Origin of the sequence: Cellvibrio sp. KY-YJ-3, assembly GCF_008806955.1 — a bacterium.
Classification (GTDB): domain Bacteria; phylum Pseudomonadota; class Gammaproteobacteria; order Pseudomonadales; family Cellvibrionaceae; genus Cellvibrio.
The window spans coordinates 3,924,844-3,951,547 of record NZ_CP031727.1 but is presented as its reverse complement, the minus strand read 5'-3'; the positions used below and the strand labels follow the sequence as shown (position 1 = coordinate 3,951,547).

The window sequence follows — 26,704 nt, the reverse complement described above, 5'->3', positions numbered from 1 at the left end:
TTTTTTAACCACAATTCCCAAATCATTCTTAACCCGGTTTTCAGGATCGGGTTGGAATTATTTTATCTGCCATTAGTCTCAATGTGCGAGCCAGTGTCTTTGCGACCTGAATTCATTTTATCTAAGGAGCCATCCATGCACACATTGACTGCCAAATGGGCGTCCGGCATCAAAACAGTTATTGCAATCGCGAGTATCAGTGTTGTTTCGTTGGTGAGTCAGGCGGCGGAGTTGCCGGATTTCACCCAGCTTATTGAGCAGCATTCACCGGCGGTGGTAAAAATTACCGCTGTGTCTAAAGGTCTGGCTGTTGAACCCCAGCGCGCCTTACCACCTGATATGCAAGGCTTGCCAGATATTTTCCGCGAACTGTTGGAGCGCCGCCAAGCGCCGCGTGATCGCGGTTCATTGGGGTCTGGTTTTATTATTTCTGCCGATGGCTATGTGCTGACCAATGACCATGTGGTCGACAAAATGGACAGTATCACCGTGATCCTAAATGACCAGCGCGAGTACAGCGCGACGTTGGTCGGTAGCGACGAACGCTCGGATTTGGCGCTACTTAAAATCGATGCTAAAAATTTACCGACCCTGGCCTTGGCAAAAGACGAAACCTTGAAAGTAGGTCAGTGGGTGGTGGCGATTGGTTCGCCTTTTGGTTTGGACTACTCGGCCAGCGCTGGCATTGTCAGTGCTATCGGGCGCAGCATTCCCTCGGCGCATAGCGAGAGCAATTATGTGCCGTTTATCCAAACGGATGTTGCCATCAACCCCGGCAACTCCGGTGGCCCGCTATTTAATATGGATGGCGAGGTAGTGGGTATTAACTCCCAGATCTACTCACCCAGTGGTGGTTCGGTCGGTTTGTCCTTTGCGATTCCGGCGTCATTGGCTATCGATGTGGTTGCCCAGTTGAAAGATAAAGGCCGGGTGGATCGCGGTTGGTTGGGGGTGATGATTCAGGATGTGGATAAAAACCTCGCCAGTTCGCTGGGGATGGACAAGCCGATAGGTGCCCTCATCAGTGAGGTTGACCCCGACGGTCCCGCGGCCAAATCGGGCTTGGAAGCCGGTGACCTGATCATTAAATTCAACGGCCAGGCGGTAAATACATCCAGCGATTTGCCCTATTTGGTCGGGCGCACTGCGCCAAAATCCAAAGTGCCAGTGGTAATTATGCGCAAGGGTAAACAGCAGTCACTTAACGTTACTGTGGGTATTTTGCCGGTATCGCCTCAGGAAGCCGCGAGCCGCCCTGCATCAGCACCTGTCCAAAATACAGTGGATAGTTTGGGCTTGATTGTTGCACCTTTGGATCGTACCCAGCGCCGTGGCGCTGAGGCCGGGGTAGTGGTGCAGCAGGTAAAAGCGGGCAGCCCTGCGGCAGAAGCCGGATTGCAGGTTGGGGATATCATTACCCAGTTGGCATTTAGCGATATCAAATCCACGGGTGATTACGCCAAAATTGTTAAAGGTTTGCCTAAAAATGAACCGCAAGCGATTCGCTTCTATCGCGAAAATCGCCCGGTATTCAGGTCAATTATCATCAAATAAACCTTGGCGGTTGCCTACCTCTGTCGGGCGAATAACGGCGCCCGGCAGCGGTTTAACATAAGTCACGGCTCGTCCAGTGGTCGCGTAGCACCCACCCTGCAAATAGGCTAGAATGCCGCCCATTCTTTTCATGTCCCAACCTGGTTGGGGTTCATCTTTTTAATCATCTTAAAGTAGTTAAGCGCCTGTGACTGACCTGAGCCATATCCGTAACTTTTCCATCATCGCCCACATTGACCACGGAAAATCCACCATCGCCGACCGCTTCATCCAGATGTGCGGTGGCCTGAGTGACCGTGAAATGGAAGCGCAAGTGCTTGATTCCATGGACTTGGAGCGCGAACGTGGTATCACTATCAAAGCCCACAGCGTGACGCTTTACTACAGTGCGCGCGATGGCAAAACCTACCAGCTCAACTTCATTGATACCCCCGGCCATGTGGACTTCACCTATGAAGTATCCCGCTCGTTGGCGGCTTGTGAAGGTGCGTTGCTGGTTGTGGATGCCGGGCAGGGTGTAGAAGCCCAGTCAGTTGCCAACTGCTACACCGCCATCGAGCAGGGCCTGGAAGTAATTCCGGTCTTGAACAAAATGGATTTGCCGCAGGCAGAGCCAGACCGCGTTGCTCAGGAAATTGAAGACATTATCGGCATTGATGCCACAGAAGCCGTGCGCTGCTCGGCCAAGTCCGGCTTAGGCATGGAAGACGTGCTGGAAGAGTTGGTGCGCTTGGTCCCGCCACCGGTTGGCGATGTGGATGCACCGCTGCAAGCATTGATTATCGATTCCTGGTTCGACAACTACCTAGGCGTTGTCTCATTGGTACGCGTAAAGCAGGGCACCCTGCGCCTGAAAGACAAAATCATTACCAAAACCATCGGCAAAGCGCAGATTGTTGACGGTGTGGGCGTATTCAGCCCCAAACCTACCCAGTTAAAAGAACTTAAAGCCGGTGAAGTAGGCTTTGTGGTTGCTGGTATCAAAGACATTCATGGCGCACCTGTAGGCGATACCATCACTCATGCGCAAACTCCTGACGTTGAAGCACTGGAAGGTTTCCAGAAGATCAAGCCGCAAGTTTATGCCGGTATGTTCCCGATCAGCTCCGACGACTTCGAAGACTTCCGCGAAGCCTTGGCTAAGCTGACATTGAACGATGCTTCCTTGTTTTACGAACCCGAAAGTTCAGATGCGCTGGGTTTTGGTTTCCGTGTTGGCTTCCTGGGCATGTTGCACATGGAGATCATTCAGGAGCGTTTGGAGCGTGAATACGATCTCGACCTGATTACTACCGCGCCAACGGTAGTATTTGAGGTGGTGAAGCGTGGTGGCGAAGTGATCTTTGTTGATAACCCATCCAAATTGCCGGATCCGGGTTCTATCGAAGAAATGCGTGAGCCGATTGTTGAAGCCAACATCCTCGTGCCGCAAGAACATTTGGGTAACGTGATCACCCTGTGTATCGAAAAGCGCGGCGTGCAGAAAGATTTACAGTTCACCGGTTCCCAAGTGCGCGTGCGCTATGAGTTGCCGATGAATGAAGTGGTCACCGATTTCTTTGACCGACTGAAATCAGTGAGTCGTGGTTATGCCTCGTTGGATTATAGTTTTATTCGCTTCCAGGCCGCGAGTCTCGTGCGTTTGGACGTATTGATCAACAGTGAAAAAGTTGATGCTTTGGCGATTATTGTGCATCGCGATAAAGCCCACAGTATGGGCCGTTCACTCACCGAGAAAATGAAAGAGCTGATTCCGCGTCAGATGTATGACGTTGCGATCCAGGCCGCTATTGGTGGACAAATCGTTGCGCGTTCAACGGTGAAAGCCTTGCGTAAAGATGTAACCGCCAAGTGTTACGGTGGCGATGCTACGCGTAAGAAAAAGCTGTTGGAAAAACAAAAAGCCGGTAAGAAGCGCATGAAGCAAGTGGGCAGTGTTGAAATTCCGCAAGCCGCTTTCTTTGCTGTACTGAAAATTGATAGCTAGTAAATATCGATAATAGTCATCGCAGACCAATAACCCACTAAGGAAACTTGATGAGCAGTATTAACCTTCCTCTGATCCTCACGCTCGCGGTATTGATTACTGGTCTGGTGTGGTTGTTTGATGCCTTGGTGTTATCTCGCCCGCGCAAGCAAAAAGTGGCGGCTGTTGAAAAACAATTTGGCGGTATGGTGTTGGAATCCGAGCAGCAAAAAACTGCTTACGAGGAGGCCAAAGCGGTTGCTGCCAAAGAGCCGATGCTGGTTGAGTATTCCAAATCGTTTTTTCCGGTACTGTTTATTGTTTTCTTTCTGCGTTCGTTTTTGGTTGAGCCTTTTCAAATTCCCTCCGGCTCCATGATTCCGACCTTGGAAGTAGGCGATTTTATTCTGGTGAATAAATTCGCTTATGGCGTGCGCGCACCGGTATTAAATAAAGAAATAATCCCCATCGGTAAACCGCAGCGTGGCGATGTGATGGTGTTCTTTCCTCCCCATGCGCCAGAGACATACTATATTAAGCGGGTGATCGGTATCCCCGGGGATCACATCACTTACAACAATCATCAGCTAACTATTAATGGCACGGTTGTGGAAGAAAAGCTCATCGCTCAGTTGCCTGCCGGCGCACCAGTGTTGAAAATGACGAGCGAAAAAATTGACGATAAGACATTCACCACCCATAAATATCTAAGGCCCAGCCGGTTAAGCATGCAGGGTTCATGGGTAGTACCGGCGGGGCACTACTTTATGATGGGTGATAATCGCGATAACAGCTTGGATAGTCGTGAATGGGGTATGGTGTCGGAAGACGCGATTGTGGGTAAAGCCTTTGCAGTCTGGATGCATTGGGATTCGTTCTTCAGTATTCCCTCGTTTGATCGTGCGGGCGTAATTCAATAATTTATTATCCTTTCAACTCCGGAGTTAAACCTGATGCGAGCCAATCAATATAAAACGATTAAACGCCAGCGCGGTTTAGGTATGTTGCAGTGGGCGCTGGTGATTGCGGTTGCTGGTTTCTTTTTGTTGTTTGCATTTAAAGTGGTCCCGCTCTACGCGGAGAATCGTTACGTTGAATCCGCCTTACGTTCGCTGGAAACGGGTGGCGAAAAAGTAGAACAAATGACCGATGCTGAAATTAAAAAGAAGCTCGGTAATTTTTATATGATCAACAATGTACGCAGTGAAGGTCCGACCAAAAACATCAAAATTGACCGTCGTAGTGAAGACCTGCTGATTACAATTGACTACGAAACCCGTGTTCCTCTTTTTTATAATATTGATTTGGTGTTGAGTTTCCAAAATCATCTGGACAGCTCCCGTCCCGGTCAATGTTGTAAGCCTGCTACAGCGACCAAATAACTTGTGTTAACACTTAAATACCAACGCCTTGAACAACGTCTCGGCTACTCTTTTAAAGACCAGCGCCAGTTACAGCTGGCGCTAACCCATCGCAGTTACGGCGCTACCAATAATGAACGCCTTGAATTCCTGGGCGACTCCATTCTGAATTTTATTATTGGTGAAGCTTTATTTACACGTTTGCCCGAGGCGCGTGAAGGTCAGTTAAGTCGCTTGCGCTCACAAATTGTAAAGGGCGATACACTTGCCTTATTGGCGCGAGAGTTTGAGTTGGGTGATTGCCTGATTTTAGGTGAAGGTGAACTTAAGTCCGGTGGCAAGAGCCGCGATTCCATTTTGGCCGATAGTGTAGAAGCTATTATTGGTGCAATCTATTTGGAGAGCGGTCTGGATCTTTGCCGCGAGCGAGTGCTCACCTGGTTTGCTCCACGGCTCAATGAGTTGAGCGCAAATACCAGCGCTAAAGACTCCAAATCCCGTTTGCAGGAATATTTGCAGTCACAGCGCCAACCCTTGCCTGAATACGTAGTTGCTGAAGTAGGTGGTGAAGGACATGCTCAGGTGTTTACTATTGAATGCCGCGTTGTGCTCGCTAAACAACCGACCCGCGCTATAGCATCAAACCGCCGTGAAGCCGAAAAACAAGCAGCTGCGTTAATGTTAGCGCAATTAAAAATCCATTGATTCTTCCTGTTCACCTACGCGCTTTTTTACAACTAACCCCTTATTTAGTAATTCTATGACCTTCACTTCAGATACAGAACATTCATCGGCCAGTCGCTGCGGTTATGTCGCCATTGTCGGTCGTCCTAATGTGGGTAAGTCGACATTGCTCAATCATATACTTGGGCAAAAAATCAGTATTACCTCGCGCAAACCACAAACAACGCGTAATGCGGTGGTGGGAATTAAAACCGAAGGCGATGTACAGATTATTTTTGTCGATACTCCTGGCATGCACCTTGGGCAACAGAAAGCGATTAACCGTTACATGAACAAAGCGGCCACCAGCGCGATAAAAGATGTCGATGTAGTGGTGTTTGTTGTGGATCGTTTTATCTGGACGGAAGAGGATGAAGCGGTTGCTGAAAAATTGCAGCACTTGCCTTGCCCGATTATTTTGGCCGTTAACAAAGTGGATCAAATTGAAGACAAAGAAAGCCTTCTTCCTCACTTGCAAACCCTGTCAGAAAAACTCAACGTCGCGGAAATTGTACCCATGTCTGCGCTGCGCAATACCAATTTGGATCGTTTGCAGGCGCTGATCACCGAGCGTTTGCCCGAAGGTGTGCATATGTACCCGGATGACCAGATTACCGATCGCAGCTCGCGCTTTATGGCGGCAGAAATTGTGCGTGAAAAAATTACCCGTCAATTGGGCGATGAATTGCCCTATGAAATGGCAGTTGAGATTGAAGAGTTCAAACAAGAAGGTAATTTGCTCAATATCTCTGCGCTTATTTTGGTGGAGCGCGACGGCCAGAAAAAAATTCTGATTGGCGATAAGGGTGCACGTATCAAATTAATCGGCACCGAAGCGCGTGTTGATATGGAAAAGCTATTTGAGATGAAAGTCATGCTCAAATTGTGGGTCAAGGTAAAATCCGGTTGGTCAGATGATGAGCGCGCCTTGCGCAGTCTCGGTTATAACGAGTTTTAACGCCTGCTTATGCGTGTTGATCTGCAGCTCGCATATATCCTTCACACGCGTCCCTATCGCGATACCAGTTTGCTTATCGATTTGCTCACGCCCGATTATGGGCGTGTCACCGCTGTAGCGCGTGGTGTGCGTAAAAATAAAACCCCCAAGCGTCAACTGCTCAATCCTTTTAGCCGTCTGCTCGTATCATGGCAGGGCAAAACGGATATGAAGTTGCTGACTAGTTTTGAATCGGACAACCTTTTCCTCTCACTCACGGCGAATCACTTGTATTCGGGTTTTTACCTGAATGAATTACTGGTGCGTTTGTTGCCAGAGATGGATAGCCATAATGGCATTTATCATGCTTATGAGCATAGTTTGCAGGCGCTCCAAATGGGTGAGGATATAGAGCCCTTGTTGCGTGCCTTTGAATTTAGATTGCTGGAGGAGTTGGGTTATGGCTTGGATTTCACCCAGGATGCACGTAACCATTGCGCTATAGTGCCGGAAGGGTGGTATGAGTGTCATATTCAAGAGGGTTTTTTTAGTGCGGCTCCTGATATTCCTGAACACTTTTTACTAAAAGGTGAAGCGCTATTGGCAATTGCTGTCGGTGACTATTCCAGCTCTATCACTCGCCTTACTGCCAAACAACTAGCGCGACGCTTACTCAAACCACTGCTTGGTAGTCGTCCACTCAATAGTCGCGAATTATTTGTTCAGCACAAGCCTACAGAGTAAAACCGCGTAGCGGTCAGGTGACTACAGGTCAGAATGCTGTCTGAATTGATCAGGCGAGTGTTTTCTCCAAACCAAAAAGCGCGTCTATATCTTTATTGGTTCCCCAGCGAATTAAATCATCCAATGCGTGATTCAGTGCGGGAATTGCATCGCGTGCCTGTTCGTATTGTGTGCTTTGAAATAATTTATCCAGTAGACCACTGATGTGCTTTAACCGGGGCACGCCGCAATAACAGCTACTGCCATAGAGACGGTGAATCAATTCCCCAGCCTCATCAAAATCACCGTTGTTAAGAGCATCATTAATTTGTTGTTTTTCACTTTCTAATCCCGCCAACAGCATACTTAACATGTCGCGTGCCAGCGCCGGTTTATTGTTGGCGAGTTTTAAGCACAGGTTTATATCTACTGAGCCAGTGTGATCCTCTGTGGGAATTCCTGGTTTGTTAGTGCTTTTTTCTTCGATCTGGATGACGACTTCTTTTTTGCCGGTAAGCGTGGCCCAGCGATTAATAATGTGCGCCAGTTGTGATTCGTTGACGGGTTTACTGATGCAGTCATCCATGCCCGCAATTAATAGTTCCGCTTTTTGCTCAGTAATGGTATGTGCTGTTAGCGCAATAATTGGCGTGCGACGTTTACCTTGTTCGAGTGCGCGAATATGGCGTGTCGCTTCCATGCCATCCATGCCGGGCATTTGGATGTCCATAAAAATCACATCGAATTCGTGTTCGCTGCAGGCTTCAATCGCTTGCTTGCCGCTGTTTGCTTGCACTACCTGAGTATTTAAGCCGCGCAATAATTCTGAAGCCAACTGCAAATTGGCCGGATTATCATCCACCAATAACACGCTGGCGCTAGGGCGCAGCGCTTCTTCGTCATCCTGCTCGCGCAGATCTTTAATGTGCAAATCCAGTTGTCGCCCGAGCGTTTGCAGCAGTGCATCATAGGATGTAGGTTTGTTAATAAATAATACGCGGGATTTTTCTGCATAGGAGCGGAACAATCGTTGATGCGCTGTGGTGCAGCAGGCAATGAGTGTGCAGTTAAATTCAGTATGCAGTTGCTCAGCGAGATTATTTAATAAAATGGGTGGGATTTTGCGCTCGTTGGGTGGGATATCCAAAATCAACAAATCAAAACTTTTATGTTCATCGCGGGCACTGCGCAGCATAGGGAAGCAGTCATGTATGGCGGGAATGCTCTGCGTATTGGCATTCCACTCGTGCAATAAGTTATTTAATTGTTTGATGGATGCGGGATTTTCGCCACACAACAAAATGCGATATTCGCTCAGGTTGGCCAATTGATTGGGGGCAGGTTGGCGTTTGTCTATGCCAAGGCGTGCCGTAAACCAAAAGGTGGAACCCTTATCTGGCTCGCTCACTACGCCTATTTCGCCGTTCATGCGCTCTACCAAACCTTTGCAAATCGCGAGGCCAAGTCCGGTGCCTTCGTGCTCGCGACTGCTGGAGGAATCGGCTTGAATAAAGGGGCTAAACAATTGCTCCTGCTCTTCGCGCGACAGCCCTATGCCTTCATCGCTTACACAGATCTTGAGCGTGATTTGTGTTTCCTGACGCTGCAAAATACTGACATCAATGATGATGTTACCTGACGTACTGTATTTGATAGCATTGCTCACCAAATTGGATAGCACTTGTTTAAAGCGTAATGCATCACCCAATAAGTTTTTAGGGATGCAGCGCTCTACATAATTTATCAATTCCAAATTTTTATCGTGGGCATCCGGTGCAAAAATATGTAGCACTTCATCGATGGAGTGGCGAATCGGCAGCGGTGCGTAATCCAGTGTGAGCTTACCGGACTCAATCTTGGAGAAATCGAGAATACCGTTAATCACAGTCAACAGGTTTTGCGCAGAGTCGCGAATCGTTTCCATATATTCGCGCTGCTGTTCATTAAGGTCCGTTTTTAACGCAAGGTTGATAAACCCTAAAATGCCATTGAGCGGCGTGCGAATTTCATGGCTGGTATTGGCAAGGAATTCGGATTTCACTCGGCTGGCTTCCAAGGCTTCTTTGCGCGCAAGGTCCAATTCCACGTTTTGAATTTCAATGGTTTCCAATGTTTCGCGCAGGTCTTCAATCGCGTGGTCGATATGCGATTGCATATCCGCTTGCGCCGCTTCCATGTAATCCGCCATGGTATTGATTGATTCAGCAAGCCCTAAAAACTCGCGCGAGTGTTGTTGCTCAACCCGCTCATTGAGTCGACCGCGCGCCAAGCCCTGCACCACATTATTGATGTGTTCCAATGGTTCAGTAATACGGTAGTAGAGTGAGATCGCAAAGTAAGCGCCGATAATCAAACATAAAATAGTGATGGCAATAGTGAGTACGATGGCTTCGTAGCGCACCACCGCAAACGGTGCGGTTAATAATTCCAGCTCAACCCAGCCGATGGGATTGGTATTGTCGCGACTGACCAGTGGGTGAGAAAAACGCAGGGTGCGATAGGTACGGTATTCGGTGGGAGCATCCATACTCGGGGCACTTGCATCATCGCCCCCCATAAATTGTGGGCCGCTATGAAAATGTTGTTTGGCATCTGCATGGTAAGCGCGTATTGCACGTATATAAGGTTCTTCAATCGAGGCATCCAAAATGTGCTGGATTAATTCGGCATTGTTTTCAAGGATGGGTTTGTGCAGCAGGTGCGCAGTCTTTTGTGCAAGCAAGCTCCCGCGTAAATCGATAAATTTATTAATTTGCGAGATACACAAATAGGTCAGGCTGGTGGCGATGAGAATAATGATGATAAACGAGGGGATAAAAATCAGGCGCCAGACATCAGATTTAATATTGCTGTGTTTATTTTTGCTGACAGGATTCATAACAACGCGGGCCTTATTTTTGTGGTAATCCGGAAATTGGCTAATAGTCCAGTGGCGAGCAGTAAGTTTTAACACCAAGTGTTCGCAGGCAGGGTGATCGCGGGTAGAATAGCCGCCTCCCGCGCGGCTGCGCAACGGTAGCGTGGAAAAGCATAGCTCCTTCCGCGAAATAAAAGCCGGCTTGTAACCTGATTTAACCACTCCGAGGTCAGTATGGAATTCCCCACCATTGAAGCATTTGTTGGTAATACTCCGCTGGTGCGCTTGCAGCGCCTGCCCGGTGTGACCAGCAATACCTTGCTGGTGAAGCTGGAGGGCAATAATCCAGCGGGCTCGGTAAAAGATCGTCCCGCACTGTCCATGATCAGTCGCGCCGAATTGCGCGGCGACATCAAGCCAGGCGATACCTTAATTGAAGCAACCAGCGGCAATACCGGCATCGCCCTGGCGATGGTGGCGGCGATCAAAGGCTACCGCATGATTTTAATCATGCCCGACAATTCCACTGCGGAGCGCAAGGCCTCCATGTTGGCTTATGGTGCGGAGCTAATTTTAGTCAGCAAAGAAGCGGGCATGGAAGGCGCGCGTGATCTCGCCCTAAAAATGCAAGCAGAGGGTAAGGGCAAGGTGCTCGATCAATTTGGTAACGCCGATAATCCGCTTGCCCACTACACCACTACTGGCCCGGAATTGTGGCAACAGACCGGTGGCACCATCACCCATTTTGTCAGCTCCATGGGCACCACCGGTACTATTATGGGGACCTCGCGTTTTCTCAAAGAAAAAAATCCGGCTATTCAGATTATTGGTTTGCAGCCGTCTGAAGGGGCGCAAATTCCTGGCATTCGCCGCTGGCCAGAAGCCTATCTGCCCAAAATTTACGAGCGCGACCGCGTGGATGGCATTGTAAATATGCCCCAAGCCTTGGCAGAGCAAACCATGCGCGAGCTGGCGCGCAAAGAAGGTATTTTTTGCGGCGTGTCATCCGGTGGCTCAGTGGCGGCGGCATTGGAACTGAGCCAACAGGTGGAAAATGCCGTGATAGTCGCGATTATTTGTGATCGCGGTGACCGTTATTTATCGTCCGGATTGTTTAATCAGTGATATGGATGTGGTTGGTAGCTGATCGCAACACATGGAATGCACCCGGATGTCATTCGTTAAATAATCATACATTTGTTAAACAATAATAAATCAGGATAAAACTATGACGGCAATGACGACGGTAATGCGTTGGGTTTCACTCAGTATTTTTATGTGTGTGTTGCAAGCATGCGGTGGCGGTTCCGGATCAACTGCGCCGGTAGCCACTAGCAGCCAGCAAAGTAGTACTGCGACGCTCTCATCAAGTAGTCAGCAGAGCAGTGTGGTGCTGTCCTCCAGTAGTTTGTCGATCAGTCTGGCATCGTCGAGCAGCGAGCAAACCAGCTCGGCGGCGACTTCGGCATCGGTGTCATCCGTTGAGTCAACGAGCAGCGCCAGTCAGTCCAGTATTCCGACTGACTTTCCGGTGGGGACAGCGGAGGCCTTGCCGGTCTTGGACATTACCACCACAGGAGCTGCGCCAATTGTGTCCAAAGAGAATTACCTCACTGGTAATTTTTCGCTCTCGGGCGATGAACAAAATACCCTGAGTGGTGAGTTGGAAATTCGCGGGCGCGGTAATTCCACCTGGTCATGGGTTAAAAAGCCTTATCGACTCAAATTAACCAGCTCCGCCCAATTATTGGGAATGCCGGCGAGCAGGCACTGGGTCTTGTTAGCGAACTACGCCGACAAAACACTGATGCGCAATGATATTGCCTTTCGTTTTGGGCGTAGTTTGGGTATGGAGTACAGCCCGCGTAATCAATATGTTGAATTGCATTTGAATGGTCAGTATCAAGGTATTTATCAACTGACTGAGCATATTCGCGTCGCCAGGGATCGCGTGAATATTGTTGAATTAAAAGACAGCGATACAGCGACTCCCAATATTACCGGCGGCTACTTGTTGGAAGTGGATTTCCGTATGCATAGGGATTATTGCCAAACCGCATTCTGGGAAAGCTACTGCGTAAATGGCGTTAATTTAGCGCGTGAAGAAACCTTCTGTGTGGATTCGGCTCATGGCATGAATCCTTTCTGCCTTGATACACCGGAAGCTTTGCTGGAGCCAGCGTGGGCTGCACAGCGCAATTATATTGAGCAATACATCACTGATACTGAAACTGCATTATTTGGTGATAATTTTGCTGACCCGAATACTGGCTATGCGGCTTATATCGATGTCGATTCTGCTATTCAGTATTTTTTAGTGAACGAATTGTTTAAAAATCCCGATGGCGCTGTGGCGAGTTTTTATCTGTATAAAAAGCGCAACGGCAAATTATTTTTTGGCCCGATTTGGGATTTCGATTTAGCCATGGGCAACGCCGGTTATGACAATGTTGATAAAACCGAGGGCTGGCATATCCGTCCGGCTCCCTGGTTTAACCGTTTATTTCAAGACCCCGCATTTGAAGCAAAAGTCAAAGCGCAATGGCAGTTGTTAAAAACCCAAGGCAAGCTGGAAGAAATTTTTCAGTACGCACAAGCCCGTGCGACCTGGTTGGATAAGCCACAAGAGAAAAACTATTCAATCTGGGATATCACTGATTTTGAGTCGTGGATTATGCATCCCTCTCGCGCCACGGGCAGCTATGAGACTGAAGTCAATGAGTTGATTCGCTGGCAGCGAGAGCGTTATGAATGGATTGATGAACAATTCAGTCAGTAATTATGTCGACGGTGCACAACGCCCCGTCACTTTCTGTAATACCGGGAATTTTTAATGTCCAATCGCAGTGGTAAAAATAGCAGCTCATCCAAAGGCGGTACGCCTAAAAAAGGCGCTAGTTTATTAGGCAAAAAGCCGCGTCCCAAAAAAGCGGATGGCAAAGTCTATGTGCGCGATGACGCACCGCGCCGCAATCAACCGCGCGCGGCGGAAAAGGTGTTGCCACAATTTAATAAACGCCTGGGTGAATTCACTATCGACCGTTTAAGTCACGATGGTCGAGGTGTGGCCGATCTGGACGGAAAAACCATTTTTATCGCCGGTGCATTGGTGAATGAAAAAGTCAGTGCACGCTTGGTTGAAGAACATGCGCGTTTTATCGATGCACGGGTTGATCAGCTGATTGAGGCATCGCCTGAGCGGGTTGCGCCACCTTGCGTGCATTACGCACAGTGCGGCGGCTGTCAGTTGCAACATATGCAACCGGCCCAGCAGTTGCTAATGAAACAGGATTCGTTGCTGCAGCAATTAAAACGCTGGGGCGGGGTAGAACCGAAACGTGTGCTTGCGCCGATTACCTTGGCGGATACCGGTTATCGCAGCCGTGCGCGTTTGGGCGTTTGGTATGAAGATGATGGCAGTGTGAGCCTTGGCTTTCGTCAGCACTACAGCAACCAAATTACCCAGGTCGATCAGTGTTTGGTATTGGCGCCCGAGTTGAACCAATTGCTCGCGCCACTGCGTGTGTGGCTCACCCAATTGCGCGCGGCCAAAGCGGTCACCCATGTCGAACTGGTTAAAGGGCAGGCCGATGATGCGCTCAGTAATAGCGCGATTATTATTCGTCACACTAAAAAACTGGCCGAGGCGGATCTGCACTCGCTGGCACAGCTGGCGGCGCAACAGCAGGTGACTGTCTGGCTTGAGCCGAATGGCAATCTGGGGCTCACGGATCTGCAGGGCAATAGCTGCGACCCACGTTTGCATTATGAAGTGGCGGGCCTGGAGCTCGCCTATCACCCGCAGGATTTCACCCAGGTTAACCCGCACGTTAACCAGTTGATGGTTGCCCAAGCGCTGGAATTATTGGCACTGAAACCGGACGACCGCGCGCTCGATCTCTTCTGCGGCATAGGTAACTTCACCCTGCCCATGGCGCGCCAGTGCGCGGAGGTAGTGGGCATTGAGGCGGTCGAATCCATGGTGTTGCGTGGGCGCGAAAATGCGGAGGCCTTGCATATCGGCAACGCAAAATTTATCGCCGCGAACCTGACGGATATGACCCATACTCAATTGCAGCGCTTGGGGGGCAACATTAATGCGCTCTTGTTAGACCCGCCCCGCGATGGTGCAAAAGACATTATTACCAGCATTCAGCGCTGGGTAATAGGTAAGCAACTTTCACCCAAGCGAATTGTCTACGTCAGTTGCAACCCGGCGACTTTGGCGCGGGATTCAGCGCTGCTCGCCGAGGTGGGTTATGCGCTGGATGCGGTGGGTGTGCTGGATATGTTCCCGCACACCAGTCATGTTGAGTCTATGGCGCTGTTCTTGCTGAAGAAATAAAACTACCCATTCGCCTGTTGTTAGCGAAGGGCATGCAAACCTCGATTGAATTTAAGTGTTGACCGGCCTGCGCGGCCGGTGGCACGCAAGAATAAGTAAGGCGAACCTCATGGTTAAAGTCAGAGCAGATCACCCTATAGCCGCCGATGGCCAGGTGGACATAGATGCCTGGATCGACCGCTTGAATAAATCCTCCCTGCAATCCGATACCAGTCGCGCCGAGCTGCGCCGTGCGGCGGAGCTCAGTTTATCGCTGGTGGACATCCACGCCGAAGACGATCACAACTGGGGCGAGGATTTCTCCTGTTTTCGCATCGGCTTGGAGATGGCGGAAATCCTCGCGGATTTACAGCTGGATCAAGATGCTCTGGTGGCCGCGATTCTCTACCGCGCCGTGCGCGAACACAAAATTACGCTGGTGGAATTGCAAAACCGCTTTGGTGAAACCGTGGCCAAGCTGGTGAAAGGTGTGCTGCGTATGGCGGCCATCAGTTATCAGCGCAATGAACACGAAGACCGGGTATTAGGTTCACAGGCAGTCGAGCAGGCGGAAAAGATCCGCAAAATGCTGGTGTCCATGGTGGATGATGTGCGTGTTGCGCTGATCAAATTGGCCGAGCGCACTTGTGCCATCCGCTCGGTGAAAAACGCTGAAGCAGACCGCCGTCGCCAGGTGGCGCGTGAAGTGGCGGATATTTATGCGCCGCTCGCCCATCGCTTGGGTATTGGTCATATCAAATGGGAGCTGGAGGATTTGTCCTTCCGCTACCTGCAACCCGAAGATTACAAACGCATCGCCAAGTTGTTGGACGAGCGCCGGTTAGCGCGCCAGGAATATATCGACAAGCTGTTGGAGCGGCTGCGCAGCGAGTTGAAAAAAGCCGGTATTGAAGGTTCGGTGGGCGGGCGGGCCAAACACATTTACAGCATCTGGCGCAAAATGCAGCGCAAGGGCATTCCCTTTTCACAGGTGTACGATATTCGCGCGGTGCGTATTTTGGTGCCGACAGTGCGCGATTGTTACGCCGTGCTGGGTATAGTTCATAGCCTCTGGCGCAATATTCCCCACGAGTTTGACGACTACATCGCTTCGCCCAAAGAGAACGGCTACCGCTCGCTGCATACCGCCGTGTGGGGGCCGGAAAACAAGGTGTTGGAAATCCAGATCCGCACCCAGGAAATGCACGAGGAATCTGAACTCGGGGTGTGCGCTCACTGGCGCTATAAGGGCACCGACACCAAAGCGACCCAGGATGGCTACGAGCAGAAAATCGCCTGGCTGCGCCAAGTTCTGGAGTGGCACGAGGAGCTGGGGGGCGATCCATCCCATCTGCAGGACGACCTGCGCGCGGTGAATCAGGATCGTATCTACGTCTTTACGCCGGAAGGCCATGTGGTGGATTTACCGCGCACCGCCACGCCGCTCGATTTTGCTTACAAAATCCACACCGATGTCGGCCATCGCTGCCGCGGCGCCAAGGTCAACAACCGCATAGTGCCGCTTAATTACCAGCTCACCAATGCCGATCAGGTGGAAATTCTTACCGGTAAGCTGGAATCGCCCAGCCGCGACTGGCTCAACATGGCCTTGGGTTATGTGAATACGGGGCGCGCCCGCGCCAAAATCCAGCATTGGTTTAAACAGCAGGCGCGCGATAAAAACATCGCCGAAGGTCAGGCGCTGCTGGATCGCGAATTCAAACGTCTGGCGCTGCTGGATTTGGACTTCGAAGCGCTGGCGCAAAAGCTGCATTTCAATAGCCTTGATGACCTGTACGCCGCCGTTGGCGCCAGCGATATTGGTGTCGGTCAGGTATTAAATGCCGCGCAAAAACAACTGGATGACGCCAATCCGCAGCAGCCGCTGATTCCGTTTAAAAGCAGTAAGGCGACGCGCCAGAAAAAGGATTCGGATTTTTACATCGAAGGTGTGGGCAACTTGCTTACCCAAATCGCCAACTGTTGTAATCCGGTGCCGGGTGATGCCATCACTGGCTACATCACCCTGGGCAAAGGTGTGTCCATTCACCGTCAGGATTGCAACAACATTCTGCAGCTGCAGGCCGATGAACCCCAGCGCATTATCAAAGTGGAGTGGGGCGAAACACCGCAGAGCCTCTACTCGGTGGATATAGTGATTGAAGCTTACGACCGCTATGGTCTGCTCAAAGACATCACCGTGTTGCTGGATACCGAGCGCATCAATATTGTTGCTATGCAAACCTTGTCGGATAAACGCAAAAATACCGTGGATATGCAGGTGACCGTGGAGATTCGCGGCTTTGATGAGTTGAGTCGCATACTCACCAAACTCAATCAGCTGCCCAACATCGCCTCCGCGCGCCGTAAACACTAGGCGCGCTGCAAACATCAGGAATAACTTGTGAGTCAATACAGCATCGACGATTTGCTCTATTTAATGGCGCGCCTGCGCGACCCTGAAGCCGGCTGCCCCTGGGATATCAAACAGGACTACGCCAGCATCGCCCCCTCCACGTTGGAAGAGGCCTATGAAGTGGTTGATGCGATTGAAAAGCAGGATTTTGTCCACTTAAAAGAAGAGTTGGGTGATTTACTGTTTCAGGTAATTTTCTACAGTCAGTTGGGCAAAGAGGAGCAGCGTTTTGAGTTTGCGAGCGTAGTATCGGATTTGGTCGCCAAACTGATTCGTCGCCACCCACATGTCTTTCCCGATGGAACCTTGCACAGCCGCGTAGACAATCGCCATACCTTGCCGGTCGATGTCAAAGCGCGCTGGGAGGCAATCAAACAGCAGGAGCGTGCTGCCAAAGGTGCGCAGGGTTTACTGGCCGATGTGCCGTTAAATCTTCCCTCGCTGAGCCGTGCGGCCAAACTGCAAAAACGCGCCGCGAGTGTGGGTTTTGATTGGGATGATGTGTACGGCCCCATCGCGAAAGTGCGTGAAGAATTGCTGGAAGTGGAAGCCGAGTTGGACTCGGGTGATCAACAGGCGCTGGAAGAAGAGCTGGGTGATTTATTGTTTGCGGTAGTAAACATTGCCCGCTACCAAAAAATCGACCCGGAACAGGCATTGCGTCGCGCCAATCACAAGTTTGAGCAGCGTTTTCACTATATCGAAACGCATTCGCCCAAACCCTTAACCGACGCGACGATTGATGAAATGAATCTGCTCTGGGATGAGGCAAAACAGCAGTAGCTGCGGTTCGCGGCACAAAGCGGTAGTTAGATTAGTAACAAAAAAGGCGCCTCTCTGGCGCCTTTTTTGTTGGTGTTTTCGTTATTGGTCTGTATCCAATTTGCGCTTGGGTTTTTGGATCACTAGAGTTTTAACCGCCGGTTTGGGGGTGGCGGGTTTTTGTCCGGCCAGTTTACTGCTGGGATTCTTGCCCGCGCCAGTTTTGGTGCTCGAGCGAGCGGGTTTATCACTCCGGTGATTAGCTTCTGGCCGCTGTTGGTTGCCCGCTGGTTTATTGTGCGCAGGGCGCTGCGATTTGTTGCGCGGCACTGCTCGCCCAATGGATTTAATCGCCGATGCGGGCACATTGACGGTTTCAGTCTTGTATTTACCTTGTTCGATTCCCTCCAGTGTCCAGTTGCCAATTTTTACCCGCACCAAACGCAGGGTAGGGTGACCGACCGCGGCTGTCATACGTCGCACTTGGCGATTGCGCCCTTCAGTGATCACAATTTCCAACCATTGGGTGGGAATATTTACCCGTGTGCGGATCGGCGGAACACGCTCCCAGAGCTTGGGGGTGGCAATCAAGCGCACTTCGGCGGGTTGGGTCATGCCATCGTTCAGTTCAACACCCTGGCGCAGTTTAGTCAGGGCATAGCTGTTGGGCGCTCCCTCGACTTGCACCCAGTAGGTTTTGGGCTGTTTGTGGGTGGGGTGGCTAATGTAGTGCTGCAAATCGCCATCGTCGGTGAGCAGTAGCAAGCCCTCGGAATCATGGTCGAGCCGCCCGGCGGGATAGACCTGAGGTACGTTGATATAGTCTTTGAGTGTGGCGCGGCCTTCACCATCGGTGAATTGCGAGAGCACGCCAAAGGGCTTATTGAACAGAATCAGGGTGGCCATAAATCACTACACAATTGACAGGGAACGAGCGGGGCATCAACCAAAAACGCGATTCTATCCGAGATCGCGCCCACTGCCATAGCAACTAATCCATGCATAAAAAGCGGCGGAGGTGTAGAATCGCCGCGCTCTGGCAAGGGGGAGTTCCCTGTGGCGGGGCTCTTTTTCTAAATTTTCATACTGTTAATGGTAGAGCTCACAAGGCCGAGCCGCATGAATTGATGGAGCCATCTGTAAATGACTGATTCAAAAATTATCTATACCCAAACTGACGAAGCCCCAGCCCTAGCAACTTACTCTTTACTCCCCATAGTCCAATCCTTCACCAAAACCGCCGGCATTGCCATCGAGACTCGCGACATTTCGCTCTCTGGCCGCATCATTGCTGCATTCCCCGAGCGTTTGACCGAAGCCCAGCGTATTGGCGATCACCTGGCTGAGCTCGGCACACTGGCGACTACGCCGGAAGCCAACATTATCAAGCTGCCGAACATCAGTGCGTCTATTCCGCAGCTGAAGGCCGCGATTAAAGAATTACAATCACAGGGTTACAACCTGCCTGATTACCCTGAAGTGCCATCGAATGACGATGAAAAAGACGCCAAAGCGCGTTACGACAAAATTAAAGGTTCTGCGGTAAACCCGGTATTGCGTGAAGGTAACTCGGATCGCCGTGCACCACTGTCAGTAAAAAACTACGCGCGCAAAAACCCGCACAAAATGGGTGCTTGGGCGGCTGACTCCAAATCTCACGTGGCGCACATGACGGCGGGTGATTTCTACGGCAGCGAAAAGTCAGCGCTGATCGCTGAGGCGGGCAGTGTAAAAATCGAATTGGTTGCCAACGATGGCAGCACTAAAGTATTGAAAGAGACAGTAAAAGTTCTCGCTGGCGAAATTATTGATGCCTCGGTACTGAGCAAAAAAGCACTGCGCAGCTATATCGCCGCGCAAATCGAAGACGCTAAAAACCAAGGTGTATTGCTCTCTGTACACCTGAAAGCCACCATGATGAAAGTGTCTGACCCGATTATCTTCGGTCACTTTGTCTCGGTGTTCTACGCGCCAGTGTTGGAAAAACACGCGGCGGTATTGAGCGAGTTGGGCGTAGACCTGAACAACGGTTTGGGCGATCTCTACGCTAAAATCAAATCCCTGCCAGCGGATAAACAAGCGGAAATTGAAGGCGACATTAAAGCGCTGTACGCCACTCGCCCCGCATTGGCGATGGTGAATTCCGACAAGGGCATCACCAACCTGCACGTACCGAGCGACGTGATTGTAGATGCCTCCATGCCAGCGATGATTCGCGATTCCGGCAAAATGTGGAATACCGAAGGCAAACTGCAAGATACCAAAGCCTGTATTCCTGATCGCTGCTACGCCGGTATCTACCAAGTGGTTATCGACGATTGTAAAAAACACGGTGCGTTTAGCCCAACCACTATGGGCAGCGTGCCTAACGTAGGCCTGATGGCGCAAGCCGCTGAGGAATACGGTTCACATGACAAAACTTTCCAAATCGCTGCTGACGGTGTTATACGTGTAGTAGATGCAGCGGGCAAAGTGTTGATTGAACAAGCGGTTGAGCAGGGCGATATCTTCCGTATGTGCCAAGTGAAAGATGCACCCATCCAGGATTGGGTAAAACTGGCCGTTAATCGCGCCCGCGCATCAGGCACTCCAGCGGTGTTCTGGTTGGATCCAAAACGCGCGCACGACGCCCAACTGATCGCCAAGGTAACTACCTACCTGAAAGACCACGATACCAACGGACTTGAGATTTACATCAAAACCCCGGAAGAGGCGATTCAATACTCGCTCGACCGTATCCGTGCCGGTAAAGACACCATCTCTGTGACTGGTAACGTATTACGCGATTACCTCACCGATCTGTTCCCGATTATGGAACTGGGCACATCTGCAAAAATGTTGTCGATTGTTCCCTTAATGAACGGCGGCGGTCTGTTTGAAACTGGCGCTGGTGGTTCCGCACCGAAGCACGTGCAACAGTTTGTAGAGGAAGGCCATCTGCGCTGGGATTCACTGGGTGAGTTCCTGGCTCTGGCTGAGTCGCTGGATCACTTTGGCAATGTGACTCACAACGCCAAAGCCAAAGTATTCGCCAAGACCTTGGATCAAGCTAACGGCAAGTTCCTCGATGAAAACAAGTCTCCTGGCCGTGCGGCGGGTGAATTGGATAACCGTGGCAGTCACTTCTACCTGGCGCTCTATTGGGCGCAAGCCTTGGCTGCCCAAACTGAAGATGCTGCATTGCAAGCGCAATTTGCACCGGTAGCCAAAACCTTGACTGAAAACGAAGCCAAGATTGTGGATGAACTCAAAGCTGCTTCTGGCAAGCCGGTTGATTTGGGTGGTTACTACCGTCCCGATGTGGCCAAAGCCTCTGCGGCTTTGCGCCCAAGTGCAACCTTTAATGCGGTATTGGCCAGCTTGGTGTAATAGCTCTCAAGCGTTGCATTAAGTTTGAACAACGCGAAAAGCCCTCCGTAGTGATACGGGGGGCTTTTTTCTTGATGCCTTTTTTATTAGCTAGGCAGGGACAGCCTTGGTGTGATGGCTAATTGGCTGTGCGGTGGTTTCAGGTACTTTGATCTCGACGGCATGCAAGCCTTTGTCGCCCTTGGTAATCTCAAAGCTAACGGCCTGTCCGGCTTTCAAGGTTTTATAACCTTCCATCGCGATGGCCGAATAGTGTGCAAATAGATCTTCGCCACCTTCGTCCGCCAGAATAAAGCCATAACCTTTTGCGTTATTGAACCACTTAACTGTGCCTGTAGGCATGATTGAATCCTTTTGTCCGCGCGATACCAGGAAAAATTGGTATCGCTATCGTTATTATTTTCCCAAGTGTTATAACAACTCGGGGGTATGGACTTGGTGCTCTACTCCAGGTGAAGCATGCTCATTGTGCGGCCTACTAAAACGATTTAGGCGCAATCTGCACAATATGACGTATTTGTGTACGTCGGCGGTCTTTTTTTATCCAACATTTGACCCAAAGTCAAGCATTCATCCGTATCAACGCCCATTAGGGCTTGTTATGCCAATGGGGTACAATGCGGCTTGTCGACCAATCATTTTTATTTTGTATTGAATCTCTATGGGCAATCTCCAAAACCTTCAACTAACCTTAGCTAAAGACGATGATCATTCTGCTGATGAGTCGGATGGCGGCCTTGCTGTTCTAACGGAAAAGCCGAAGCTAAAACGACCACCTATGTACAAGGTGATGTTGCTAAATGACGATTACACCCCAATGGATTTTGTGGTGGAAATATTGGAAGTGTTTTTTTCCATGTCGCGCGAGAAAGCAACACATGTGATGTTAACGGTACATGTTCACGGCAAAGCGGTTTGTGGCATCTATACTCGGGATATAGCTGAAACTAAAGCCGCGCAAGTGAATCAATATGCAAGAGAGAATCAGCACCCGCTGCTGTGTGAAATAGAAGCGGTAGAAGATAGTGACTAAAGCAGTTTGACAATCTTTTTAGGGCTGTAATATCGATTGCTTATGGGATTGTTCAGATGTTGTTCAGCTGTTGACGGTTTAGATAAGGTCACTGCAGTGCGAAGAGATTTTAAATTTGTTGGTTAGAAGAGGGTATGCGCAATGTTAAGTAAAGATCTGGAAGTAACCTTAAATCTTGCTTTCAAAGGTGCGCGCTCCAAGCGTCACGAATTTATGACTGTTGAGCATTTACTTCTGGCGCTCATCGATAATGATTCGGCTGCGAATGTGTTGCGTGCGTGTGGGGCAGACTTAATCAGTTTACGTAAAGAGCTGATCGAATTTGTCGATTCCACCACCCCTTTAATCCCCGAACACGACTCTGAGCGGGAAACCCAACCTACGCTCGGTTTTCAGCGTGTATTACAACGCGCCGTGTTTCATGTGCAGTCTTCTGGCAAACAAGAAGTTACTGGCGCGAATGTGCTGGTTGCGATTTTCAGTGAACAGGAAAGCCAGGCTGTTTACTACCTCAAACAACAAAGCATTGCGCGTATCGATGTGGTGAATTACATCACCCATGGTATTCACAAAGTAAGTGGCAGTAGCGATCACAGCCACGATCATCAAGCTCCGCAAGAAAATCAGGATGAAGAATCCGTTAGTGGCGAATCAAGTTCACAAAGCCCACTGGAAAATTTCGCCAGTAATTTAAACGAAGCCGCAATGCAGGGGCGCATCGACCCGTTGGTTGGTCGTGAATTTGAAGTGGAGCGTGTCTGTCAAATTCTCGCTCGTCGCCGCAAAAATAACCCCCTGTTGGTGGGTGAATCCGGTGTGGGTAAAACCGCTATTGCAGAAGGTTTGGCAAAGCGCATTGTGGATGGTGATGTGCCCGAGACCTTGGCGGATAGTGTTGTCTATTCGCTGGACTTGGGTGCTTTATTGGCCGGTACCAAATATCGCGGTGATTTTGAAAAGCGCTTCAAAAGTTTGCTGAATGAACTAAAAAAGCAAAAGAACTCTATTTTGTTTATCGATGAAATTCACACCATTATCGGTGCAGGCGCTGCATCGGGCGGGGTAATGGATGCTTCCAATTTGCTTAAGCCACTATTGTCATCCGGCGAAATCCGCTGCATGGGCTCAACCACTTATCAGGAATACCGCGGTATTTTTGATAAGGATCGCGCGCTTTCCCGTCGTTTCCAAAAAGTGGACGTTAATGAGCCGACTGTCGACGAAACATACCAAATATTGAAAGGGTTAAAGAGCCGTTTCGAGAAGCATCACAACTTGCGTTACACCGATGCAGCCTTACGCGCGGCGGCTGAGTTGGCAGAGCGTTATATTAACGATCGCTTCCTGCCTGATAAGGCAATCGATGTAATTGATGAAGCCGGTGCATATCAACAATTGCAAACGCCTAGCAAACGCAAAAAAACCATCGGTGTTACCGATGTGGAAAACGTGGTGGCCAAAATTGCGCGCATTCCTCCAAAAAGTGTGTCGTCTTCTGATAAAGAACAGCTGCGTAAGCTGGATCAGAATCTGAAGATGACCGTATTTGGTCAGGATGAGGCCATCGATACCTTGTCCACCGCGATTAAGCTGTCGCGCGCCGGTTTGGGTTCAGCGGAGAAACCTATTGGTTCCTTCCTGTTTGCAGGCCCCACCGGGGTAGGTAAAACCGAAGTCTGCCGCCAGTTGGCGCAATGTATGGGTATGGAGTTAATTCGCTTCGATATGTCCGAATATATGGAGCGCCATACAGTATCGCGTTTGATTGGTGCCCCACCGGGTTATGTCGGTTTTGATCAGGGTGGTTTGTTGACGGATGCCATCACCAAACAACCCCATTGCGTGTTGTTGTTAGATGAAATTGAAAAGGCGCATCCAGAAGTCTTTAACTTACTGTTGCAGGTTATGGATCACGGTAGTCTGACCGATAACAATGGGCGCAAAGCAGATTTCCGCAATGTCATTTTGATTATGACCACCAACGCGGGTGCTGAAGTGATGAGCCGGGCCTCCATCGGCTTTACCCATCAAGACCACACCAGCGATGGTATGGAAGCGATTAAAAAGATGTTTACGCCGGAGTTCCGCAACCGCCTGGATGCGATTGTGCAGTTTGCATCGCTAACCTTGAATACCATCAAAACGGTAGTTGATAAGTTCTTGATGGAATTGCAAACCCAGTTGGACGATAAGCACGTAACACTCGACATTAGTGATGCGGCGCGTGAGTGGCTGGCAATTCACGGTTACGACGTAAAAATGGGGGCTCGCCCTATGGCGCGTTTGATTCAGGACAAACTGAAAAAACCAATGGCAGAGGAGATACTGTTTGGTTCTCTATCTCACGGTGGTGGAACGGTCACGGTGGATGTGGATGCGGTGGAAGATAAGCTCACTATTGAGGTTAATGCCAAGCACGCACAACCAGCTTGATCTGCTCTGATTCGAAAAAGGGAAAAAACAAAAAAGCCGCTAATTGCGGCTTTTTTGTTGCTTACTCGCGGTATTTGTCTATCAGTCCTGCTATTTCAACAGGGCTTGGGGGATTAACGAGCGCGGTAAGTAATACGACCTTTAGTCAGGTCATAGGGAGTCATCTCAACCTTGACCTTGTCGCCAGTAAGAATACGGATATAGTTTTTGCGCATCTTGCCGGAGATGTGTGCGATAACCACATGTCCATTTTCCAATTTTACGCGGAAGGTAGTGTTGGGCAGTGTATCAACCACTTCGCCTTCAAATTCAATGCAATCGTCTTTTGCCATGCGGCAGTTTCCTCAGGTTTTCAATAGTTCTTGCCTGTTGCAGGGTGCGACAGGAGGGGGTAAAAAAATAGGCGTGAATTGTGCCTTAATTAACCAGCGGCGCCAAGGGGAAAGCCCATAAAAGGCAGTTTTTGAGTGAATTATGCAGTAACTTCGCTGCAAATATGAGCACAGATCGTGCGGTGATCTGTGCGGCTGCGGTAATGGTCTAGTTAAGTCGCATCCAGCGGCGGTTGACCAATAGTTCCAGCGGGCGGTATTGGATCTTGTATTTCATCTTGTCGCATTCCTTTATCCAATAACCCAAATAGACATAATCCAGATTCATGCTGCGTGCTTTTTCAATCTGCGCCAGTATGGCGAACTTGCCCAAGCTGCGCTGATCAAGCCCAGCCTCGTAGAAGGTGTAAACCGCTGACAATCCGTCCCCCAGTTGGTCGCAAACACAAACCCCAATAAGTTTTTCACCTAACCGCAGCTCAATAAACTGGGTGATTCCCCATTCACTGGTTAAAAATGCCTTGTATTGCTCTTCCGAGGGCGGATACATATCACCGCTTTGGTGGCGGTTTTCGATGTAGCGCGCATAGAGGCTGTAGTGTTCTTCGGTATTTATGTTGTTAGTTATATTTAGTGAAATATCGCTGTTCTGCTGTAAACAGCGGCGCTGTGAACGATTAGGTTTAAATAACCTGACTGGAATACGGCAGGACACGCAAGCCTGACAACGCAGGCATTGCGGACGATACAAATGTGCGCCGCTACGACGAAAGCCAAGTTGTGACAATTGGGTATAAAGCGAAGGGTCTATTTCGGCTGCCGGATCCACAAAAACCGTCGTTGCCTCTTGCCCATCCAAATAGCTACAGGGGTGAGGTTGGGTGGCAAATAACTTGAGGGTAGATAGATCGGACATGATTGCCTCGCGCAGATCCGTGTTATGCCCAGGGTTCAATCGTAAGGCTTGACCAAGGCAAAGAATACACTGCAGGTTCCTGAGTAAAGTTTATCAGTATTTGCTGAAATTCTTCACGCGGGATTTCAATTGCCCCCAAACTAAATAAATGATCGTTAGCCACTTGGCAGTCGATTAATTGAAAATCCCAATGGCGTAACTGCCGCACCAAATGAGCAAAGCCTACTTTTGATGCATTATCGGCACGGCTGAACATGGATTCCCCAAAAAATACCCGTCCTAAAGCAATGCCATACAACCCGCCTACTAATTCATTGTTCTGCCAAACTTCCACCGAGTGAGCAAAACCCCGTTTATGTAACGCGCAATAGCCCGCAATAATCTCTTCGCTGATCCAGGTGCCGTCGGCATAACTGCGCGGCGCAGCGCAGGCGCGCATTACCGCTTCAAAACAATGATCAAAAGTCACCCGGTATATTCCCTTGCGCAGGGTTTTGCTCAAGCTTTTGGATAGGTGCAATTGTTCGGGAAAGATGACCGTGCGCGGGTTGGGGCTCCACCAAAGAATAGGATCGCCGGGATTAAACCAGGGAAATATTCCTTTGCGATAAGCCGCCAAAATCCGTTCGGGTGATAGATCGCCCCCAGCAGCGACTAGGCCATCCGGATCTTCTAATGCTTGCGACGGGTCGGGAAACCAGAGGTTGTTAGTATCTAACCAGCTAAGTGAAGTCATGCAATCCTATTTTGAAAAACTTACGTATATATGAATAGGTTTATAGATAAGCGGTGGCTATATCAATAAGTGTGTTCAAGTCACGCTCGGATAAAAATAATCGCGCATTTTTATCCGTAGTTGGCGCGTTTTTTGAGTGTAAATTTCCAGTGAGATACGAGTCAATAAATTGTTATTGCATTGAGTGCTTGTAAATTTTAGGGCTATGCTTAGTAGTATGAATGAACCTAATATTTAAATGCGTTTTAGGGTGGAATTTTGT

21 protein-coding genes and 1 pseudogene are annotated in these 26,704 nt (G+C 49.7%); 15 read left to right on the top strand and 7 right to left on the bottom strand.

Annotation, left to right across the window (positions count from 1 at the left end; all coding sequences use genetic code 11):
• The first annotated feature begins 135 nt into the window (after nt 1-135).
• A complete protein-coding gene (locus D0B88_RS16685) occupies nt 136-1,554 on the top strand; it encodes a Do family serine endopeptidase (protein ID WP_151058562.1) in 1,419 nt (472 codons plus the stop codon).
• Here D0B88_RS16685 and D0B88_RS19030 read toward each other — a convergent pair.
• Nucleotides 1,537-1,686: a hypothetical protein gene (locus tag D0B88_RS19030; RefSeq protein ID WP_191966458.1), complete on the bottom strand. Its 150-nt coding sequence runs from the start codon at nt 1,684-1,686 to the stop codon at nt 1,537-1,539. The two genes, D0B88_RS16685 and D0B88_RS19030, sit on opposite strands and share 18 nt — an antisense overlap.
• 55 nt (nt 1,687-1,741) lie before the next feature.
• Between D0B88_RS19030 and lepA the strand changes: the two genes are divergently transcribed.
• Genes lepA through recO form a run of 6 tightly spaced genes read left to right on the top strand, consistent with a single transcriptional unit; the run spans nt 1,742 to nt 7,285 of the window.
• Nucleotides 1,742-3,541: a translation elongation factor 4 gene (lepA, locus tag D0B88_RS16680; protein WP_151058560.1), complete on the top strand. Its 1,800-nt coding sequence runs from the start codon at nt 1,742-1,744 to the stop codon at nt 3,539-3,541.
• Nucleotides 3,542-3,591: 50 nt separating this feature from the next.
• Nucleotides 3,592-4,440 carry a signal peptidase I gene (lepB, locus tag D0B88_RS16675; RefSeq protein WP_007643881.1) on the top strand — a complete coding sequence of 283 codons (849 nt, stop codon included), beginning with the start codon at nt 3,592-3,594 and terminating at the stop codon, nt 4,438-4,440.
• 33 nt (nt 4,441-4,473) lie between these two features.
• Nucleotides 4,474-4,902 (top strand): DUF4845 domain-containing protein, encoded by a 429-nt coding sequence (locus D0B88_RS16670; protein WP_151058558.1) that lies wholly within the window; start codon nt 4,474-4,476, stop codon nt 4,900-4,902.
• A 3-nt stretch (nt 4,903-4,905) separates the two neighbouring features.
• Nucleotides 4,906-5,586: a ribonuclease III gene (rnc, locus tag D0B88_RS16665; RefSeq protein WP_151058556.1), complete on the top strand. Its 681-nt coding sequence runs from the start codon at nt 4,906-4,908 to the stop codon at nt 5,584-5,586.
• Nucleotides 5,587-5,641: 55 nt separating this feature from the next.
• A complete protein-coding gene (gene era / locus D0B88_RS16660; RefSeq protein WP_151058554.1) occupies nt 5,642-6,562 on the top strand; it encodes a GTPase Era in 921 nt (306 codons plus the stop codon).
• A 9-nt stretch (nt 6,563-6,571) separates the two neighbouring features.
• Nucleotides 6,572-7,285 carry a DNA repair protein RecO gene (recO, locus tag D0B88_RS16655; RefSeq protein ID WP_007643873.1) on the top strand — a complete coding sequence of 238 codons (714 nt, stop codon included), beginning with the start codon at nt 6,572-6,574 and terminating at the stop codon, nt 7,283-7,285.
• Nucleotides 7,286-7,334: 49 nt separating this feature from the next.
• Here recO and D0B88_RS16650 read toward each other — a convergent pair whose 3' ends face one another.
• Nucleotides 7,335-10,142 (bottom strand): response regulator, encoded by a 2,808-nt coding sequence (locus D0B88_RS16650; protein WP_225318426.1) that lies wholly within the window; start codon nt 10,140-10,142, stop codon nt 7,335-7,337.
• Between the two features lie 213 nt (nt 10,143-10,355).
• Here D0B88_RS16650 and cysM point away from each other — a divergent pair, with 213 nt between their 5' ends.
• From cysM to mazG, 5 genes are all read left to right on the top strand, one after another.
• Nucleotides 10,356-11,246 carry a cysteine synthase CysM gene (cysM, locus tag D0B88_RS16645; protein ID WP_007643865.1) on the top strand — a complete coding sequence of 297 codons (891 nt, stop codon included), beginning with the start codon at nt 10,356-10,358 and terminating at the stop codon, nt 11,244-11,246.
• A gap of 103 nt (nt 11,247-11,349) precedes the next feature.
• Nucleotides 11,350-12,900, top strand: coding sequence for a CotH kinase family protein (locus D0B88_RS16640; protein ID WP_151058550.1), 1,551 nt, complete (start codon nt 11,350-11,352; stop codon nt 12,898-12,900).
• Nucleotides 12,901-12,954: 54 nt separating this feature from the next.
• The gene (gene rlmD, locus D0B88_RS16635) at nt 12,955-14,466 is read left to right on the top strand and encodes a 23S rRNA (uracil(1939)-C(5))-methyltransferase RlmD (RefSeq protein ID WP_151058548.1); all 1,512 of its coding nucleotides are present in this window, start codon (nt 12,955-12,957) and stop codon (nt 14,464-14,466) included.
• Nucleotides 14,467-14,575: 109 nt separating this feature from the next.
• Nucleotides 14,576-16,822 (top strand): GTP diphosphokinase, encoded by a 2,247-nt coding sequence (relA, locus tag D0B88_RS16630; RefSeq protein WP_007643852.1) that lies wholly within the window; start codon nt 14,576-14,578, stop codon nt 16,820-16,822.
• A gap of 27 nt (nt 16,823-16,849) precedes the next feature.
• Nucleotides 16,850-17,644, top strand: a complete 795-nt coding sequence (gene mazG, locus D0B88_RS16625) for a nucleoside triphosphate pyrophosphohydrolase (RefSeq protein WP_007643850.1) — start codon at nt 16,850-16,852, stop codon at nt 17,642-17,644.
• A gap of 285 nt (nt 17,645-17,929) precedes the next feature.
• On the opposite strand, the pseudogene D0B88_RS16620 reads toward mazG, so the two are convergent.
• A pseudogene (locus D0B88_RS16620) lies at nt 17,930-18,529 on the bottom strand (pseudouridine synthase); the annotation flags it as partial.
• A gap of 237 nt (nt 18,530-18,766) precedes the next feature.
• Here D0B88_RS16620 and D0B88_RS16615 point away from each other — a divergent pair.
• Complete coding sequence (locus tag D0B88_RS16615; protein ID WP_151058544.1) at nt 18,767-20,992, top strand: NADP-dependent isocitrate dehydrogenase; 2,226 nt, start codon at nt 18,767-18,769, stop codon at nt 20,990-20,992.
• Nucleotides 20,993-21,082: 90 nt separating this feature from the next.
• Here D0B88_RS16615 and cspD read toward each other — a convergent pair whose 3' ends face one another.
• A complete protein-coding gene (cspD, locus tag D0B88_RS16610) occupies nt 21,083-21,334 on the bottom strand; it encodes a cold shock domain-containing protein CspD (protein ID WP_151058542.1) in 252 nt (83 codons plus the stop codon).
• Nucleotides 21,335-21,653: 319 nt separating this feature from the next.
• Here cspD and clpS point away from each other — a divergent pair, with 319 nt between their 5' ends.
• Nucleotides 21,654-22,025, top strand: coding sequence for an ATP-dependent Clp protease adapter ClpS (gene clpS / locus D0B88_RS16605; protein ID WP_151058540.1), 372 nt, complete (start codon nt 21,654-21,656; stop codon nt 22,023-22,025).
• A 141-nt stretch (nt 22,026-22,166) separates the two neighbouring features.
• Entirely contained in the window at nt 22,167-24,458 is a 2,292-nt protein-coding gene (gene clpA, locus D0B88_RS16600; RefSeq protein ID WP_151058538.1) for an ATP-dependent Clp protease ATP-binding subunit ClpA, read from the top strand.
• Nucleotides 24,459-24,571: 113 nt separating this feature from the next.
• On the opposite strand, the gene infA is transcribed toward clpA, so the two are convergent.
• The 3 genes from infA to aat form a co-directional block, all read right to left on the bottom strand.
• A complete protein-coding gene (gene infA / locus D0B88_RS16595) occupies nt 24,572-24,790 on the bottom strand; it encodes a translation initiation factor IF-1 (protein ID WP_007643841.1) in 219 nt (72 codons plus the stop codon).
• A gap of 208 nt (nt 24,791-24,998) precedes the next feature.
• Nucleotides 24,999-25,706, bottom strand: coding sequence for an arginyltransferase (locus tag D0B88_RS16590; protein WP_007643840.1), 708 nt, complete (start codon nt 25,704-25,706; stop codon nt 24,999-25,001).
• A 22-nt stretch (nt 25,707-25,728) separates the two neighbouring features.
• Nucleotides 25,729-26,442: a leucyl/phenylalanyl-tRNA--protein transferase gene (gene aat, locus D0B88_RS16585; protein WP_151058536.1), complete on the bottom strand. Its 714-nt coding sequence runs from the start codon at nt 26,440-26,442 to the stop codon at nt 25,729-25,731.
• Between the last annotated feature and the right edge of the window lie 262 nt (nt 26,443-26,704).